Source organism: Arcobacter siniprincipis (SeqCode) (assembly GCF_048571125.1).
In the GTDB taxonomy this organism is placed as follows: Bacteria; Campylobacterota; Campylobacteria; order Campylobacterales; family Arcobacteraceae; genus Arcobacter; species Arcobacter siniprincipis.
The window spans coordinates 963,193-979,820 of the sequence record NZ_CP182343.1; the positions used below are offsets into that span (position 1 = coordinate 963,193).

Annotated in this window: 16 protein-coding genes; 12 read left to right on the plus strand and 4 right to left on the minus strand. The window is 27.8% G+C overall.

Annotated features, from left to right (window positions below; all coding sequences use genetic code 11):
* Window positions 1-10: 10 nt before the first annotated feature.
* Complete coding sequence (gene gmhB / locus ACNI3D_RS04860) at window positions 11-541, plus strand: D-glycero-beta-D-manno-heptose 1,7-bisphosphate 7-phosphatase (protein WP_419768441.1); 531 nt, start codon at window positions 11-13, stop codon at window positions 539-541.
* Here gmhB and ACNI3D_RS04865 read toward each other — a convergent pair.
* Window positions 525-1,322, minus strand: coding sequence for a DNA ligase (locus ACNI3D_RS04865; RefSeq protein WP_419768442.1), 798 nt, complete (start codon window positions 1,320-1,322; stop codon window positions 525-527). The genes gmhB and ACNI3D_RS04865 overlap by 17 nt on opposite strands.
* 111 nt (window positions 1,323-1,433) lie before the next feature.
* Between ACNI3D_RS04865 and rfaD the strand changes: the two genes are divergently transcribed.
* Genes rfaD through ACNI3D_RS04905 form a run of 8 tightly spaced genes read left to right on the plus strand, consistent with a single transcriptional unit; the run spans window position 1,434 to window position 9,306 of the window.
* Entirely contained in the window at window positions 1,434-2,444 is a 1,011-nt protein-coding gene (gene rfaD / locus ACNI3D_RS04870; RefSeq protein WP_419768443.1) for an ADP-glyceromanno-heptose 6-epimerase, read from the plus strand.
* Window positions 2,444-3,874, plus strand: a complete 1,431-nt coding sequence (gene rfaE1 / locus ACNI3D_RS04875; RefSeq protein ID WP_419768444.1) for a D-glycero-beta-D-manno-heptose-7-phosphate kinase — start codon at window positions 2,444-2,446, stop codon at window positions 3,872-3,874. Before rfaD ends, rfaE1 begins: the two co-directional genes overlap by 1 nt.
* Before the next feature lies 1 nt (window position 3,875).
* The gene (gene gmhA, locus ACNI3D_RS04880) at window positions 3,876-4,448 is read left to right on the plus strand and encodes a D-sedoheptulose 7-phosphate isomerase (protein ID WP_419768445.1); all 573 of its coding nucleotides are present in this window, start codon (window positions 3,876-3,878) and stop codon (window positions 4,446-4,448) included.
* Entirely contained in the window at window positions 4,449-4,991 is a 543-nt protein-coding gene (locus ACNI3D_RS04885; protein ID WP_129102092.1) for an adenine phosphoribosyltransferase, read from the plus strand. It abuts the gene before it with no gap.
* On the plus strand, window positions 4,991-6,202 hold the full coding sequence (gene trpB, locus ACNI3D_RS04890; RefSeq protein WP_419768446.1) for a tryptophan synthase subunit beta: 1,212 nt from the start codon (window positions 4,991-4,993) through the stop codon (window positions 6,200-6,202). Before ACNI3D_RS04885 ends, trpB begins: the two co-directional genes overlap by 1 nt.
* Before the next feature lie 8 nt (window positions 6,203-6,210).
* Window positions 6,211-6,906, plus strand: coding sequence for a DedA family protein (locus ACNI3D_RS04895; RefSeq protein ID WP_129102093.1), 696 nt, complete (start codon window positions 6,211-6,213; stop codon window positions 6,904-6,906).
* The gene (locus ACNI3D_RS04900; RefSeq protein WP_419768447.1) at window positions 6,887-8,305 is read left to right on the plus strand and encodes a leucyl aminopeptidase; all 1,419 of its coding nucleotides are present in this window, start codon (window positions 6,887-6,889) and stop codon (window positions 8,303-8,305) included. Before ACNI3D_RS04895 ends, ACNI3D_RS04900 begins: the two co-directional genes overlap by 20 nt.
* Window positions 8,306-8,361: 56 nt before the next feature.
* Complete coding sequence (locus ACNI3D_RS04905) at window positions 8,362-9,306, plus strand: aldolase catalytic domain-containing protein (protein WP_419768448.1); 945 nt, start codon at window positions 8,362-8,364, stop codon at window positions 9,304-9,306.
* 31 nt (window positions 9,307-9,337) lie between these two features.
* On the opposite strand, the gene ACNI3D_RS04910 is transcribed toward ACNI3D_RS04905, so the two are convergent.
* Window positions 9,338-9,760 (minus strand): DoxX family membrane protein, encoded by a 423-nt coding sequence (locus ACNI3D_RS04910; protein ID WP_419768449.1) that lies wholly within the window; start codon window positions 9,758-9,760, stop codon window positions 9,338-9,340.
* Between the two features lie 143 nt (window positions 9,761-9,903).
* Between ACNI3D_RS04910 and ACNI3D_RS04915 the strand changes: the two genes are divergently transcribed.
* The 3 genes from ACNI3D_RS04915 (at window position 9,904) to ACNI3D_RS04925 (ending at window position 13,955) form a co-directional block, all read left to right on the plus strand.
* On the plus strand, window positions 9,904-10,452 hold the full coding sequence (locus ACNI3D_RS04915; protein ID WP_419768450.1) for a pyridoxamine 5'-phosphate oxidase family protein: 549 nt from the start codon (window positions 9,904-9,906) through the stop codon (window positions 10,450-10,452).
* Window positions 10,453-11,040: 588 nt separating this feature from the next.
* Window positions 11,041-13,425 carry a TPR end-of-group domain-containing protein gene (locus tag ACNI3D_RS04920; protein WP_419768451.1) on the plus strand — a complete coding sequence of 795 codons (2,385 nt, stop codon included), beginning with the start codon at window positions 11,041-11,043 and terminating at the stop codon, window positions 13,423-13,425.
* A 59-nt stretch (window positions 13,426-13,484) separates the two neighbouring features.
* The gene (locus ACNI3D_RS04925) at window positions 13,485-13,955 is read left to right on the plus strand and encodes an MOSC domain-containing protein (RefSeq protein WP_419768452.1); all 471 of its coding nucleotides are present in this window, start codon (window positions 13,485-13,487) and stop codon (window positions 13,953-13,955) included.
* A 21-nt stretch (window positions 13,956-13,976) separates the two neighbouring features.
* Here the strand turns inward: ACNI3D_RS04925 and ACNI3D_RS04930 are convergent, their stop codons facing one another.
* Window positions 13,977-15,833 (minus strand): histidine kinase dimerization/phosphoacceptor domain -containing protein, encoded by a 1,857-nt coding sequence (locus tag ACNI3D_RS04930; protein ID WP_419768453.1) that lies wholly within the window; start codon window positions 15,831-15,833, stop codon window positions 13,977-13,979.
* Window positions 15,834-16,562, minus strand: a complete 729-nt coding sequence (locus ACNI3D_RS04935; RefSeq protein ID WP_419768454.1) for a response regulator — start codon at window positions 16,560-16,562, stop codon at window positions 15,834-15,836. It lies immediately after the preceding gene.
* Window positions 16,563-16,628 lie beyond the last annotated feature (66 nt).

Below are 16,628 nucleotides of genomic sequence, written 5' to 3' on the forward strand. Positions count from 1 at the left end.
TAGGAATATAATGCAAAAAGCAATTTTTTTAGATAGAGATGGAGTTATTAATATTGAAAAAAACTATTTATATAAAGCTGAAGATTTTGAGTTTATAACTGGTGTTTTTGATACTTTAAAATATCTACAAGATAATGATTATAAACTTTTTATTATAACTAACCAATCAGGTATTGGAAGAGGATATTATACACAAGAGGATTTTAATAATTTAACTTCATGGATGATAGAGGAGTTTGTAAAAAATGGTATTACTATCTCTCAAGTAGAACTTTGTCCCCATGCCCCAACTCAAGAGTGCAATTGTAGAAAACCAAAAACTGGAATGATAGATAATATACTCAAAAATCATGAAATTGATTTGGAAAACTCTTGGTTAATAGGAGATAAAAAATCAGATATCTTATGTGCTAAAAATGCTGGTATTAAAAACACTATTCAAGTAAAAACGGGACATGACTTTGATGAATCAAGTAGCTTAGCAAATTTTGTTTGTGACTCAATAAAAGAAGTTAAAAATATAATTATTCCTGCTTCCTAACTCTTAAAAATGAAGCAAATTTTGGTTTACCATTTTTTGTTAAATCGTAATATTTAAATGTAATTTGTTCTCCTACTTTTGGTGGATTTAGTCTTTGTTTATCACTAAAACCATTTCCAAGATTAAAAATTATTCCATTATTTAGTTTTATTTCTAAACTTTTCATTTTTTCATTATTATAATTTATTTTTTGAACAATTCCCTCTTCATCATAAAACTTTTTTACTTTTAGAGAATTTTTACTTCTTTTGTTTACATATTCAAGGTTTGGATTTTTTATTATTACCCCTTCACCTTTTAATAAAACAATTTTTTCTAAAAAATCATCTAACTCTTTTTTATTTTTGCATTGTATTTGTTTGATTATATTTACTTTTATATTTGGATTTTTATCAAACCAATCTTTAATTTTTTCTAATCGCATGTAAAAGTTGCCTTTTGAGTTTGGAGCTTCAAAAATATTGTATGTTATTTCACTCCATTTTGAACTTGGTGCTTTATCTAAAACTATACTTTGAATATTTTCAAAATCATCTCTTTTGCTCCAAAGTTCACCATCAAGTTCAAAGGGTGGAAAATTATTGGTAAAAGAAGTTGGTGCAAATATTTTATTACCATTTTTTGTATATAAAGATTTTCCATCCCAATAGGCTCTTATTCCATCTAGTTTTTCACTCATAAGCCAGTTATTTATCTCTTGATTTTTATATATTTTGGGCTTTTCTAAATTTAGACTAAAGATATTTGAGATGATAAATATTAATATAATGAAAATTTTCATGTGAACTCCAAGAATAATATAAAAAATTATATTTTAAATTATCTGATTTTATTATAAAACCGTAACTTAATTTTCGATAGAATAAAGCCCATTTATGTAAAGTAGGTAAATATGAAATATACAGAATATGATTTTAATGAAAAAACGATATTAATTACAGGAGCCGCAGGATTTATTGGCTCAAACTTATGCTTTTATTTTCAAAACAATTATCCAAATTCAAAGGTTATTGCTTTAGATTCATTTAGAAGTGGTGAAACTTTAAGTAATGGTAACCTGAAGTCTTTTGGACACTATAAAAACTTATTAGGTTTTACAGGAACAGTTATTAGTGGGGATATCAATGATAAAGAACTATTAAATCAAATTGATGAAGATTACGAATTTGATTTTATTTTCCACGAAGCTGCTATTTCAGATACGACTGCAAGTGAACAAGACTTGATGGTAAAAACAAATGTTAATGCCTATGAAGATTTATTAAAAATGGCAATTAATCATAATGCAAACATTATTTATGCAAGTAGTGCAGCAACTTATGGGGATGCTGCTTCTCCTCAAACAGTTGGAAATGAAAATCCAGGAAATGTTTATGGCTTTTCAAAACTTATGATGGATAATATTACTTATGATTATTTAAAAAAAGATTTAGATATCTCTATTGTGGGGTTAAGATACTTTAATGTATATGGTCCAAGGGAGTATTATAAAAATAAAACAGCTTCAACTGTAATACAGTTTGGACATCAAATACTAGCTGGTAATACGCCAAAATTATTTGAAGGAAGTGATAAGATACTTAGAGATTTTATTTATATAGAAGATGTAATTCAAGCAAATATAAAAGCAGCAACTCCTAAAAAAAGTGGAGTTTATAATGTAGGAACTGGAAAAGCTAGATCTTTTCAAGACATAGCTGATATTTTACAAAAAGAGTTAGGTACAAATTTAGGAACAAATTATATTCCAAATCCATATATTGGACAATATCAATTCCATACAGAAGCAAATATAGAAGATACAAAAACTTATTTAGATTATGAGCCAAAGTATGAAATGGAAGATGGAATAAAAGATTATATTAAAGAGATAAAAAGAATATATGAGGTGGAAGTTAAATAATGGAAAGAATTTTACAAAATGAAAAAAAACCAAATATCTTAGTAATTGGTGATTTAATGGTTGACCACTATCTCTGGGGAACTTGTGATCGAATTTCACCTGAAGCTCCTGTTCAAATTATTGATATACAAAATGAGACAAAAGTATTAGGTGGGGCTGGTAATGTTATTAGCAACCTTTTAAGTCTTGGTGCTGAAGTTGGTGTTTTATCTGTTGTTGGTGATGATAGTGTTGCAGAAGAAGTAAAATATCTAATTGATGCAACAGATGCTAAAAGTTTTTTAATACTTCAAAAGGGTAGAAAAACTTCTAAAAAATCTAGAATTATGGCATCAAAGTCGCAAGTTGTAAGATATGACCATGAGAGTAAAAATAATATCTCATTTGAATCAACTGATAAAGTATATGCAAAATTACAACAAATAGTTAATGGCTATGATTTAATTTTATTATCAGATTATGGAAAAGGTGTTTTAACAAATGATTTAACACAAAGAATTATTAAAATAGCAACATTAAATAATAAAAAAGTAATAGTAGATCCAAAAGGCAAAAGCTACGCAAAATATGCTGGAGCATATTTTCTAACTCCAAATAAAAAAGAAGCAGAAGTAGCAACGGGAATAAAAATAGATTCTGAAGATAGTCTAAGAGATGCACTTAAAGAACTTCAAAAAATAGCTAGTTTAGAAATGTCAGTAATCACTTTAAGTGAAGATGGTATCGCTGTTTTAAAAGATAAAGAGGTTACTGTTAAACCAACTGTTGCAAAAGAAGTATTTGATGTAACAGGTGCTGGAGATACAGTTTTAGCATCATTAGGCTATGCTTTAGCTATGACTGAAGATATTTTTGCAGCTTTAGAGTTTGCAAACTTAGCAGCAGGAGTAGTTGTTGGAAAACTTGGAAGTGCAACAGTAACTCTTGATGAAATAGAAGATTATAAAGCAACGCTACATAAAAGCTCAATAGACCTGCATATTAAAACAGTTAAAGAGATAAAAAAAGTAGCAAAAAGATTAAGAAAACAAAATAAAAAAATAATCTTTACAAATGGTTGTTTTGATATTTTACATAAAGGTCATGTATCATATTTAAATAATGCAAAATCCTTAGGTGATATATTAATAGTAGGTTTAAATTCAGATGATAGTGTAAAAAGATTAAAAGGTGAAAATAGACCTATAAATAACCATGATGATAGAGCATATATTTTATCAGCATTAGAGTGTGTTGATTATGTAGTAATTTTTGATGAAGATACACCTTATGAATTAATAGAAAGAGTAAAACCTGATATTTTAGTAAAAGGTGCTGATTATGAAGGTAAAGAAGTAGTTGGCTCAGATATTGCAAAAGAGACAGTTTTAATTGATTTTGTAGAAGGTAAAAGTACAACTTCAACAATTGAAAAGATTTTAGGTAAATAATATGAAAAAAACAATTCAAAAAGAGTTTCAATCACATTTAGAAACAATTCAAAAAGTAATTGAAACGATGAGTGGGCCTTTAGAAAAAGCTTCAAAATTAGCAGTTGATACACTAAAAGCCGGAAATAAAATATTAATTTTTGGAAATGGTGGAAGTGCAGCTGATGCACAGCATATTGCAGCTGAACTTACAGGAAGATATAAAACTGAAAGAAGGGGTTTACCAGGTATTGCTCTCACAACAGATACAAGTGCCCTAACAGCTATTGGAAATGATTATGGTTATGATAGAGTTTTTGATAGACAAGTTGAGAGTTTAGCAAATGAGGGTGATTTACTTATAGGTATTTCAACTTCTGGTAATTCAAAGAATGTAATAAATGCTTTTGAAGTAGGGAAAGATTTAGGTTGTAAAATTATAGGACTAACAGGTCGTGATGGCGGAGAAATGGATTCTTATTGTGATGTTAACTTAATAGTACCATCAAGCGATACACCAAGAATACAAGAAATGCATATACTATTTGGACATACAATTTGTCAATTGATTGATGATGCATTCGAAGGAAACTAGATGAGTTTAACGCAAGAGCAAAGAGATTTAATTTTTAATTCTATAAGAGATATAAAAGATTTTCCAAAAGAGGGAATAATATTTAAAGATATTACAACTTTATTAAATAATAAAGAGGCCTATAAAACTTTGATGGATCATTTTGAAGAGAGATATAAATCTTATAATTTAGACTATATTGCTGGTATTGATTCAAGAGGTTTTATATTTGGGGCTGCACTTGCTGATAGACTTGGTATTGGTTTTGTTCCTGTTCGAAAAAAAGGAAAATTACCAGGAACTACTGTTTGTGAAAAATATGAATTAGAATATGGCTTTGATGAGGTAGAAATCCATCTTGATGCTTTTCCTATAAAAGATGCAAGAGTTTTATTAATTGATGATTTAATCGCAACAGGAGGTACTGCTAATGCTGCTGCAAAACTTATTAAACATGTTAATGCACAATTAGTTGAAGTATGCTTCTTATTAAATCTAAAATTTTTATCTGGGGATAAAAAAGTAGCTGAACATGCCCCTGTTTATTCAGTATTGGAGATATAATGCAAGAAATATATATACCTAAAAAAAGTAAATTTGATCCAGATGAAAATGGACATTTTGGTGAGTTTGGTGGAAGATATGTTCCTGAAACATTGATGCCTATTTTACTTGAACTAGAAGCTGAATACAAAAAATATAGATTTGACAAAGAGTTTTGGACAGAAGTAAATGAGCTATTAAGAGAGTATGTAGGAAGAGAAAATCCTTTATATCATGCAAAAAATATCTCTGAAGAAATTGGTGCAAAAGTTTATCTAAAAAGAGAAGATTTAAACCATACAGGTGCTCATAAGATAAACAATGTAATTGCGCAAGGTTTATTGGCTAAAAAACTTGGAAAAACAAAAGTTATTGCAGAAACTGGTGCTGGACAACATGGAGTTGCAAGTGCAACTATTGCTGCGCTTTTAGGTTTAGAGTGTACAGTATTTATGGGTGCAAAAGATGTAGAAAGACAAGAACTTAATGTATTTAGAATGAAACTTCTAGGTGCTAAAGTTGTAGCCGTTCAATCTGGAAGTAAAACTTTAAAAGATGCTATGAATGATGCAATTAGATATTGGGTTACAAATGCAAGAGATACTTTTTATATAATAGGAACTGTTGCTGGTCCCCATCCTTATCCTATGATGGTAAGAGATTTTCAAGCAGTTATTGGTTGGGAAGCAAGACGACAAGCTATACAAAAAGATGGAAGATTACCTGATTTCGTATTAGCTTGTATTGGAGGTGGTTCAAATGCCATTGGTATTTTTTCTCACTTTTTAGAAGATAAAGAAGTTACTTGTATAGGAATAGAAGCAGGAGGACTTGGAACAAGCACAGATAAACATGGTTGTTCTTTAGAAAAAGGAACTCCTGGAATATTACATGGACAATGTTCTTATTTACTTCAAGATGAAGATGGACAAGTTCTAGAAGCGCACTCTTTTTCAGCGGGACTTGATTATCCAGGAATTGGACCAGAACACTCTTTTCATAAAGATAATAAAACTGTGCAATATGATTCTATTACAGATGAAGAAGCACTTGATGCTTTTGTATGGTTAAGTAGAAAAGAGGGAATTATTCCTGCTTTTGAAAGTGCTCATGCAATAGCATACTTAAAAAAAGCAAAAGAGAAATTTCAAGGGAAAACAGTGATTGTGAATTTATCAGGTCGTGGAGACAAAGATATGGTTCAGGCAAAAGATTTATTAAATTTTGAATAGGAAAGTTTTTGAGAAATAGACTAAAAAACAACTCAGGTAAAATACTTTTTTTAGTAGTAGTAATATTCTTTTCTTTTATTGCTTACGAATTATACAAGGCACCCGTTAGCGGATTAGAAGATAAGTTTTTATATTTATTAAAAGCATATGGGTATATTATCCTCTTTGCTTGGTCTATTTTAGAAGGTGAACTAGGATTAATAATGGCTGGACTTATGGCTCATGATGGTTCTATGCACCTTTATTTAGCTATTTTTGTAGCTGGACTTGGTGGTTTTGTTGGTGATCAGATCTATTTTTATATTGGAAGGTTTAACAAAGCTTATGTACATAAGAAGTTTTCAGGTCAAAGAAGAAAATTTGCTTTAGCACACCTTTTATTACAAAAGTATGGATGGCCAATAATTTTTGCACAAAGATATATGTACGGAATGAGAACAATTATTCCTATATCTATTGGGCTTACCCGATATAGCGCTAAAATGTTTGCTTTTATAAATATTCTTAGTGCTTGGTGTTGGGCTGCTATTACAATAATTCCTGTGTGGTATTTTGGAGAAGAGATTTTAATTGTGATAAAATTTGCAAAAGAACATTGGTATTTTGCAGCACCATTTGCCGTTTTAATAGGTGGTGGAATAATTTATTATTTTAACCAAGCATCAAAAAGAAAGGAAAAAGTTAATGAAAATAACCCTAAGTAATGATAGCATCAAAAAATTAGACACAGCAGTTGAGATAAGTATTGTTTTAAATTTTGAAGATGTAAATAAATATGATAAAGAAATTTTAGATGATTTAAACTTTAAAGCAAAAGATGAAGAAGTAGTATTTTTAGTTGAATCAAAAAAAATATATGTAGGATGTGAAGAAGAGTCTTATGATGCAATTGCAATTGCAATATCAGCAGCGATGAAAAAATTTAATTCAACAAAATATAAAGATGCAAAAGTAGAAATTTTTGGTGAAGAAAAAGAGGCTTTAAAAGCTTTAGTTGAAGGTGCCATTTTAGGATCTTATACTTTTGATAAATATAAAAGTAAAAAAGAAAAAGAGTTAAAAAAAGAGTTAATTATTTGTTGTAAAGTTTCTAAAGAGTTAGAAGAAATTTTAGAACAATCAACTCATATTGCAAACTCTGTTAATAAAGTTAGAAATTATGTAAATACAACTCCACAAGACTTTTATCCAGAAGTTATGGCAAAAGAGGCAAAAAAAGTTGCAAAAGAAAATGACATAATTTGTAAAATTTATGGTGAAGAGTTCTTAGAAAAAAATGGAATGAATGCAATGTTAAGTGTTGCAAGAGCAAGTGTTCATGAACCAAAACTTATTCATATGGCATATAAACCAAAGGATGCAACTAGAAAAGTTGTACTTGTAGGTAAAGGTTTAACTTATGATTCAGGAGGATTATCTTTAAAACCTGCTGATTTTATGGTTACTATGAAATCAGATAAAAGTGGTGGCTGTGCAGTTATTGGTATTTTAAATGCCGTTGCAAAATTAAAATTACCAATTGAAGTTCATGGAATCATTGGTGCTGTTGAAAATATGATTGGTGGAGATGCTTATAAACCTGATGATGTTCTAACTGCTAAAAATGGAAAAACTATTGAAGTGCGAAATACAGATGCGGAAGGAAGACTTGTACTTGCTGATTGTTTATGTTATGCCCAAGATAAAATAAAAGATTTTGATTATATCTTTGATTATGCAACGCTAACGGGTGCTTGTGTTGTAGGTGTTGGTGAATATACAACTGGAATCATGGGTAATAATACAACTTTAAAAAGAGATGCTGTTTGTAATGCCTTAAGCTCTGGAGAATATGCAACAACTTTACCATTTAATAGATTCTTGAGAAAAACTATCAAGTCTGAGATTGCAGATATTTGTAATATTGCAAATACAAGATATGGTGGAGCAATTACAGCTGGGTTATTTTTAGATAACTTTATATATGATGAAAATAAAGATAAATGGTTACACTTTGATATAGCAGGACCTGCATTTGTAGAAAAAGCTTGGGGATATAATCCTCATGGTGCAAGTGGAGCAGGGGTTAGAATGACAGTTGAGTTCTTGAAGAACTTATTGTAAAAATTAAAAAAAGCTAGGGGGATTATAGAAGGATGATTGAGAAAAAAGGTTCAATATTGTCAGTAAGAGAAGACATAAAAGTATTTGATTGTACGATTAGAGATGGTGGATTGGTAAATAACTATCACTTTACAGATGAGTTTGTAAAAGCTCATTATGAAACTTGTGTTGTTGCTGGTGTTGATTATATGGAAATAGGAAAAAATAACTCTCCTTCTATTATGAGTGAAGATGAATATGGGGCTTGGAATTTCTGTAAAGAAGAAGATATAAGAAGAATAGTTGGTGAAAATAATACAGGCATGAAAATAGCAGTTATGTCAGATATTGGTAGAACTGTACCTTCTGAATTACTTCCAAAAAGTGAAAGTGTTGTTGATATGATAAGAATAGCAACATATATTCATCAACTTCCAGCAGCCATTGAGCTAATCGAAGAAGCTCATTCAAAAGGTTATGAAACAACTGTAAATATTATGGCTATATCTAAATCTTTTGATGATGAGTTAAACGAAGTATTAGAGCAACTAAGTAAAACAAATGTAGATATTATTTATATTGCTGATAGTTTTGGTTCTTTTTACCCTGAACAAATTAATAAACTTACAGAAAAATATCTTTCTTATGCAGAAAAAACTGGTAAGAAAATTGGTATTCATGCTCACAATAACTTACAACTAGCATATGCAAATACAATCGAAGCTATGATGTATGGAGCAAGTTTTTTAGATGTGACTATTTCAGGTCTTGGACGAGGAGCTGGAAATTGTCCACTTGAACTATTAATTGGTTTTCTAAAAAATCCAAAATATAAACTAATGCCAGTACTTAAATTCATTGAAGAGTATATTGTACCTTTAGAAAAAGAGCTTGATTGGGGATATAGTATTCCATATATGTTAACTGGTCAGTTAAACGAACATCCAAGAGCTGCTATGAAAGCAAGAGATGAGGGTGATACGAAGTACAGAGAGTTTTATAGAAACTTACTAGCTGAATAAAAGCAAAATGAAGAGTTTAACTCTTCATTTGTCATATTGCTTTTACTTCTTTTCTTTGGTTTATTTCATTTTGATAAATCAAAATTCCTGCTAAAATGAATACTACATTTTTTACAATATATTGTCCTACAAGTGTAAAGGCATATGGTGCATGGGTAAATGAGATATCTGGTAAGATAAATAGTGGTGTAAAAGTACAAATCATATGTGCTAGAAATAAAACAACCACATATCTTGTATATATACCAAAAATAAATCCTATACCAACAGTAACTTCCCAAATAGCTAATAGCTTGATTGATAAGGTGTCATTTATCAATCCAAAAAACAGTTTGTGAATAGTCGTAATTGCTAAGTCTTCTGCTGGACTTAATTGAGGGAAGAATTTTAACATCCCATACCATAAAAATATAATACCAAGTGAAACTCTTATGAGCTTTATTGTTTTTTCCATTGTCATTCCTTATAAAAAAATGGATTATAAAACAAATAAACTTTAGTATTAATTAATATTCATTATCATTATTGTTAAATATTTTTTATCAAAATAAAAGATAATTAATCTTAAACTCTTAACTTGATTGTTAAAGGAAATTTATGGCAAATATTACTGATAAACTTAGTAAACTTGATATAGAGTTTATAAAAAAACAAAAGATATTTTTTGTCTCAACTACTCCAAAAGATGGGAAAATAAATCTTTCACCAAAAGGTTTAGATGATACTTTTAAGATAATAGATAAAAATAAAATTTTATGGTTAAATTATTTTGGAAGTGGAAATGAAACGGCTGCTCATTTATTAGAAGATAATAGAATGACTATTATGTTTTGCGCTTTTGAGGGTACACCAAATATTCTAAGGCTTTATTGTAAAGCAAAAGCGATACAAAAAAGAGATGATGCATGGGAAGAATATATCTCTCACTTCTCTACAAAAAGAGCAGCAAGACAAGTTTTTGAAGTGACTATAGAGAATGTAAATAACTCATGTGGTAAAGGTGTTCCTTTATATGACTTCCTAGGTCAAAGGGAGGATTTACCAGTTTTATATAATAAAATGAGTGAAGAGGAGCATATTGCTTATATGAAGAAAAAAAATGTGCTTAGTTTTGATGGGAAGGAAACTAAACTTTTTGAGGATTGAATTTAATATTCTTTCTTGAAGAGGTGAACCTCTCCGCTTCTCTTACTTTTTGATCTCGAAAAAGTAAGCAAAAAAGACTGCCGAATTGATGAAGGCAAAGCTACTTTCCAGTTATATATTTATTTTCTGCCCTGTAAAACTCACTAAAATGACCGTTTAGGTCATTTCTTAACGTTCAAACAGTTTCGGGCTTTACAGAAAATAAACATCTAACTTCCAGCTTCATCAAAGGCAGAAAGAAATACCTATAGTTCAAATTTTTATTTATAAAGTAATATATAGACACCAAATAATATTGCTACATCTACAGGAGCCGAATGTTTATTTCTCTTTTCGGAAAAGACTTGTAATTGTTTGAACAGAACAAATATGCTAAAGAGCATATTTTTATGTGAGTTTTACAAGTCAGAAAAGATAAATAATAAATGAGGGAAGCTTTGCCTCCTAAGCCGTAGTTGTTTTTGCTTACTTTTCGTCAATACAAAAGTAAGAAAGCGGAGAGGTTTACCTCTTCAAGAGAGATTAATTATCTTGAATAAGTTAATAATATTTTTGTTACAATGAACTAATTTAATAATTGGACAATAAATGCAAGAGTCAACAATAGAAGAATTAGCATATTTACTAAAAGAGGCAAAAAAAGGAAATATTAACCAGCCAATAGTTTTTTTGGGTGCAGGTGCGTCAAAAAGTGGTGGTATACCATTGGCAGGAGATATTGTATCTGATATTCTAAAAGATTATAAAGATAATCCAACTGTAAAAAAAGATAAAGATAAAAGTTATACATCATTAATGAATTGTCTTCTTCCTCAACAAAGAAACAATTTATTAAAAGGATATATAGATAATGCAAAAATTAATGTAACTCATATTTATTTAGCACAATTAATTAAAAATGATTTTATTGATTATGTTTTAACTGTAAACTTTGATAATTTGATGTTAAGGGCATTAGCATTATATAATATTTATCCACCAACTTATGATATGGCAGTATTAAAAGATTTAACAACTTCTACTTTTCCAAAAAAATCTGTTGTTTATTTACATGGTCAACATCATGGATTATGGTTACTTAATACAGATGAAGAATTAAAAAAAGTTAATGAAGTAATTCCACCTATTTTAAATAGTATTAAAGATAGACCTTGGATATTTGTTGGATATAGTGGGAATGACCCAATTTTTAAACATCTAATTAAATTAGGACGATTTGATAATGGATTATATTGGGTTTCATATAAGGATTCAATTCCATCAGATTGTATACTAGAAAATCTTTTAGAAAAAGAAAATACTAATAGTTATTTGATAAAAGGATTTGATTCTGATTCTTTTATGATTAAATTAAATAGTGAGTTAAAATTAGACCAACCAGAAATATTAGAAGAACCATTTACATTTTTACAAAAATCACTTGATAATATTGTTGATATAGAAGATGAAGAAAACTTTAAAGGGGTAAAAGAGAGATTAGAAATAGTAAAAAAACAAGTTAATGAAGCTATAGATATATATGAGAAAGGAAATTCTTCAAAGAAAAATACTAAGGAAGAAATAGATATTGATTTACTTAAAAAAGAGATAATTGATATACTATTAAGTTATAATTTTGATGAAAATAAAATTAATAAATTATTATTAAAAGTAAAAAAAGTAAATAATTTTGAAATAAATAATTTAACATCTAATTTATTTAATTTGTGGGGTATAAATATCAAAAAGGTTGCAGAATCAAAAAATGATGAAAAGTTATATAAAGAGGCATTTAAAAAATATAAAAAAGCATCTGAATTAAATCCAAAAGATGATTCTATTTTTAATAATTGGGGAAATGCATTATGCAATTTAACAAAATCAAAAAATGATGAAAAGTTATATAAAGAGGCATTTGAAAAATATAAAAAAGCATCTGAATTAAATCCAAAAGATGATTTTATTTTTTATAATTGGGGAAATGCATTATACAATTTAGCAAAATCAAAAAATGATGAAAAGTTATATGAAGAGGCATTTGAGAAATATAAAAAAGCATCTGAGTTAAATCCAAAAGATGATTCTATTTTTAATAATTGGGGAAGTGCATTATCTGATTTAGCAGAATCAAAAAATGATGAAAAGTTATATGAAGAGGCATTTGAGAAATATAAAAAAGCATCTGAATTAAATCCAAAAGATGATTCTATTTTTAATAATTGGGGAAGTGCATTATCTGATTTAGCAGAATCAAAAAATGATGAAAAGTTATATAAAGAGGCATTTGAGAAATATAAAAAAGCATCTGAATTAAATCCAAAAGATGATTCTATTTTTAATAATTGGGGAAGTGCATTATACAATTTAGCAAAATCAAAAAATGATGAAAATTTATATAAAGAGGCATTTGAAAAATATAAAAAAGCATCTGAATTAAATCCAAAAGATGATTCTATTTTTTATAATTGGGGGACTACATTATCTAATTTAGCAGAATCAAAAAATGATGAAAATTTATATAAAGAGGCATTTGAAAAATATAAAAAAGCATCTGAATTAAATCCAAAAGATGATTCTATTTTTTATAATTGGGGGAATACATTATCTAATTTAGCAAAATTAAAAAATGATGAAAAGTTATATGAAGAGGCATTTGAAAAATATAAAAAAGCATTTGAATTAAATCAAAAAAATGATTCTATTTTTAATAATTGGGGAAATGCATTATCTAATTTAGCAAAATTAAAAAATGATGATAAGTTATATGAAGAAGCATATGAGAAATTACAAAAAGCAGTTGATTTAGGTGGAGATTCATATAATTTATCTTGTTATTATTCTCTTAGAGGTATAAAATCTAAAGCTTTAGAATTATTAGAAAAAAATCTAATTGATAAAGCTATAAGTGTAGAACAGATTGAGGAAGATGAAGATTGGGATAATTTTAAAGATGACAGTGATTTTATAGAACTATTAAATAAATACAAAAAATAAAAAGTTCAGTAACTAGTTATCTTATTAAGCTATAATCAAAAGAAATAAAGGAAAACACTATGTCAGGAAAAATATCGAATCTTCTTATCTCAAAAAGTATTGAAAGCCCTATGCAAAACGTAAATCAAGTAGTATTAGAAGTTGGTAAAGGAATCTTTGGTGATAGATATTATAACCAAGAAGGGACATTTTCTAATAAAGGTGAGATAGAACCTGATAGAGATGTAACCCTAATAGAAATAGAAAATATAAATGCATTAAATGAAGAACATAATCTTTCATTTACCCCTGAAGACTTTAGACGAAATATCGCAGTTACAAATTGTGATTTGAACTCACTAGTTGGAAAAGAGTTTCAAATAGGAGAAGTAATATTAAAAGGTATTAGATTATGTGAACCTTGTAAATATATAGCTGAAAAACTGGACGAGAAAAAAACACTAACTCAAATGGTGCATAAAGCAGGGTTAAGAGCTCAAATTATCAAGGGTGGAAGCATAGACCTAAACTGCCAAATTGAAGTATTATAAGGATTACTTTCCTTATAATATTTATAAATCAAAAACTATATCAAAGCTAGAACCATCATCAAAAGAGTATTTAAACTGTCCAAATAGTTGACCTTTTACAATATTTGAAATAATCTGTAACCCTAAAGTTTGAGTGTTATTTATATCAATATCTTTATTTAGTCCTATTCCATTATCCCTTACACTCAAATAGCATGTTTTATCAATACATTTAAAAGATACATCAATTAGTCCATCTTTACCATTAAATGCATATTTAAAACAATTTGTTATCAACTCCGTTATAATAAGTCCACAAGGCAGTGCATGGTCGATATCCATATTGATATCATCAATATCATTATTTATTTTGACATAATTTGTTTTATTGTAACTGAGTTCTATATCTTTTGTTAGGTCATTTATATATTTTTTTAGTGATATAAAACTTAAATTTTCTGATTCATATAGCTTTCTATGAAGTAATTCCATCACAAAGATTCTATCTTGGATATTTGTAAGAGAACTTTTTGTTTCCTCATTATTTATTTTTGATTTTTCTAGTTTTATTAGATTTATAGTGATAGCTAAATTATTTTTTACCCTATGATGAATCTCTTTTAATAAAGTCTCTTTTTCTTTTAAAGAATTTGTTAATTGTTTTGTTTTCTCTTCAACTTTTTTATCTAATTCATTGATGTTTTTTTCTAAAGAATCTAACATCTTATCAAAAGCATTTGCTAGCATGGCTATATCATCATTGCCTTTTAGATTATTTCTATGATTTAATTTCCCTTCATTTACTTGCTTTGAAGTATGTGTAAGAATATTTATACTTTTAAATAATCGTTTAAATAATAATGAACCAATTATAAGTGCAATAATAAAAGAAATAATCACAGCAGGTAAAACTTTTAACAATGAAGAATCGATACTTTGAATAAAATCCTTTTCATACACAGAAGTTATATAAAGAAATTTTTCTGTGGTATCACTACTTATTAATCTAACCCAAGTTAATGTGGGATAAATATAATTACCCGGATCTTCAGGCGAGTCAAGAAGGTGCTTAATAGGCTCTTTATCAATTGCATCTAAAATCTGTTTTCCTGTTAAAAGTCCAGTTTTAGGAAATCTAAACTTTGATAATCTACTTAAACAATATTTTGTATTATATTCTGAGTTATCATTCTTATTATATAAGATTTTATTATCTTGAGCATTTTTGATATTTAACCACATCAAATAAGTCTTACCCTTATGAAATCTTTCCAATCTTGAAAAACTAGTTTGAATATCAGTTTTAATATTTAGTTCAAGACCTTTGCCTTTTATGGGCATTTTATCTATATCGCTTGAAATTACAAGATATTTATTTAACTTAATTAATTTTTTTGTATAAAAGAATTTTCTAATTCCAGAAGAACATACATATTCATTTTTTTCATCATATCTTAAAAACTCATCTTCTTTTAATTTATCTTTTATTTTAGAAAAGTCTTCTTTTTCTACTTGAAAGATTACATTTTTATTTTTATCTAAAATTGAAATATTAAATATGGCTTCTTTATTATTTGTCTTATATTTAATAGCTGAGAAATCTTTTATCTTATTTGTTTTGTTTATTTTGTTATAAATTTTATTTGCTTCTAGTTCCATAATAGATTTTAATTTATCTCTTTTTATAATACCATTATTTTTGATTGCTTTTTCTGCAAGAATTAGTTGTTGAGTAGTTAGATATATGATATTTTCTATTTCATCAGATATGTGATTTTTTTGTTCATTTTGCATATTTGGAATAAGTTGTACTAATAATACACTTAATAAAAATAACCCCAATAGTATAAAGGTAATAAATATTTTTGTATTAAGAGAGTTTAGATTAACTTTAAACATCTATTTTATTTTCAACTTATATCCTAGTTCATATATATTTTCAATAATATTGCTTTCAATTTTTATTTTTAATCTATAAATTAGCGTTCTTAGTTTTGCTAAGTCATATACATCTTCTCTCCAAATATAAGTGCTTATTCTATTAAAATTTACAGGTTCATTTGGATAGTCACTTAATAATTGAATCAGTTTTACTTCATTGCCTGTTAGTTTCAAAGGATTGTCTTTTTTGTATAAAATACCTTTTGTTTTATCAAAAGAGAAATTATCTTCTAAAAAGATGGTTTGTATATTTTTGTCTTTTCCTATTATTTCTTTATTTTTAAAAAAATAATTATGTTTATGTAGGGTTGTTTCGATGGTAGCTCTTATCTCTTCATCTCTACAAGGTTTAAGTAAATAAGCATAAGGCTCGCAAATCATTGCTTCTTTTATTGTTTTGTTATCTCCATATGAGGTTAAAAAGATAATTGGTACTTTATAGTATTGCCAGATGTATTTGGCTGCTTCTATTCCATTCATACTATCTTTTAGATTGATGTCCATTAATATCAGATCTGGATGATTTTTTTTTACATGTTCTATTGCATTTCTTCCAGTTGTTTCTATTCCTGTTACATTGTAATTAAATTCATTTAATACACACTTCATACCCATTGCTAAAAGTGTTTCATCCTCTACAATTAAAATATTTATATCTTTTTGCGTTAAATTTGGAATTTTTGTCAATTTTCTTCCTAAAGTTATTTCATTGTCATTTCTATTGGTTATGATACTCAGTATCAATTTAAAAGG